The organism is Clostridium sp. KLE 1755 (assembly GCF_000466465.2).
Taxonomy (GTDB): Bacteria; Bacillota; Clostridia; order Lachnospirales; family Lachnospiraceae; genus Eisenbergiella; species Eisenbergiella porci.
In genome coordinates, this window is sequence record NZ_KE992756.1 from 6496 (window position 1) to 8551 (window position 2056).

General features: G+C 56.4%; 1 protein-coding gene. It reads left to right on the plus strand.

Translation table 11 applies throughout. From position 1 onward, the window contains the following. Window positions 1-2056 (plus strand): VirB4-like conjugal transfer ATPase, CD1110 family (locus HMPREF1548_RS22585; protein ID WP_021638951.1); only part of this gene is annotated, 2056 nt, incomplete at both ends.

The window sequence follows — 2056 nt, forward strand, 5'->3', positions numbered from 1 at the left end:
CCCCGCCACCGCCCAGCAGACCCTTCCCTACCGGGAAATGTACCGGGACGGCGTGTGCCGGGTGGCCGACCATTATTACACGAAAACCATAGAATACGAGGACATCAACTACCAGCTCGCACAGGCCGAGGATCAGGCCGCCATTTTTGACGGGTGGAGCGCCTGCTTAAATTACTTTGACAGCACCCTCCCCTTCCAGCTCTCATTCATCAACCACCGGAGCCGCCCGGAAAGCCGCTACAGCGTCAACATCTCCATGCAGGAGGACGAATATAACGGGGTGCGGCAGGAATACGTGGAAATGCTGGAAAACCAGATAGCCAAAAGCAACAACGGAATCGTGCGGACGAAACTGTTGACCTTCGGCGTGAACGTGGACGATTTATCCACGGCCCGGGCGAGGCTGGAACGGGTGGAGGCCGATATCATGAACAATTTTAAGAAGCTGGGCGTAAAATCAGCCGCCCTCTCCGGGCTGGAACGCCTGGAACTGCTCCACGGCCAGCTCCACCCGGGCGGGAATGACCCCTTCCGTTTTTCATGGGATATGATACCAAAAACCGGGCTTTCCACAAAGGACTTTATCGCGCCCACCAGCTTTGACTTCCGGTTCAGCCGTCTGTTCCGGGTGGGCACCACATGGGGAGCCTCCTCCTACTTGCAGATTCTTGCCTCGGAGCTTTCCGATAAACTGCTGGCGGAGCTGTTGGAGCTGGACGCGGAAATGACCATCACCCTCCATGTGCAGACAGTCGATCAGGCCGCCGCCGTGAAAGCTATCAAGGCCAAAGTCTCCGATATCGACAAGATGAAGGTGGAGGAACAGAAAAAGGCGGTGCGCTCCGGCTACGACATGGACATTCTGCCTCCCGACCTTGTGACCTACAGCCAGGACGCTAAGACCCTTCTGGAAGATTTGCAGAGCCGGAATGAAAGAATGTTCCTCCTGACCTTCCTTGTGGTCAACATGGCGCCCACCCGGCGGGAGCTGGACAACGACCTGTTCACCGTGTCAGGAATCGTGCAGAAATACAACTGCGCCCTGAAACGGCTGGACTTCCAGCAGGAGCAGGCGTTCCTTTCCAGCCTTCCCCTCGGCCACAACGCCATTGAGATACAGAGGGGCCTGACTACCAGCAGCACCGCCATTTTCGTCCCCTTCATAACGCAGGAGCTCCGCATGGACGGGGAGGCGGTCTATTACGGCCTGAACGCCCTTTCCCACAACGTCATCATGGCGAACCGGAAGAAACTGAAAAACCCCAACGGCCTGTTCCTTGGCGTACCCGGTTCCGGGAAATCCTTTGCCGCAAAACGGGAGCTTGTGAACGTGTTCCTCGCCACCCGCGACCGGATTATCGTAGTAGACCCCATGGGCGAATATTCCCCGCTAATCCGGCGGCTGGGCGGTCAGGTGATTGAGATTGCGCCGGACAGCCCGCACCACATCAACCCCATGGACATAGATTTGAGTTTTGACGAGGAAAATCCCATGGCCTTAAAGGCCGACTTTATCCTGTCGCTGATGGAGCTCATTGTTGGCGGCAAGGACGGCCTACAGCCCATTGACCGGACGGTGATTGACCGCTGTGTGCGCTTCATGTACCGGGAGCATATCCAGCACCCGGAAAAGAAACAGATGCCGACGTTGCAGGATTTATACGAACTGCTCTGCAAACAGCCGGAGGCGGAGGCTTCCCGTCTGGCAACCTCCCTTGAAATCTACGTGTCCGGTTCCTTAAACGTATTCAACCATGAAACCAACGTGGACTTGAACCGCCGCCTTGTGTGCCTCGATTTAAAGAAGCTGGGGGCGGGACTGCGCACGATTGCCATGCTCATCATGCAGGATTTAGTGAACTCACAGGTTTCCCTGAACTTCATGAACGGGCTTTCCACATGGTGCTACTTTGACGAATTTCACGTACTGCTCCGGGACGCCCTGACGGCCAGCTACTGCGTTGCCATCTGGAAAATGCTGCGGAAGAAAGGCTGCGTCCCGTCAGCTTTGACCCAGAATGTGAAGGTGCGCCCAGATAGGGCGTTGTGCAAAGCA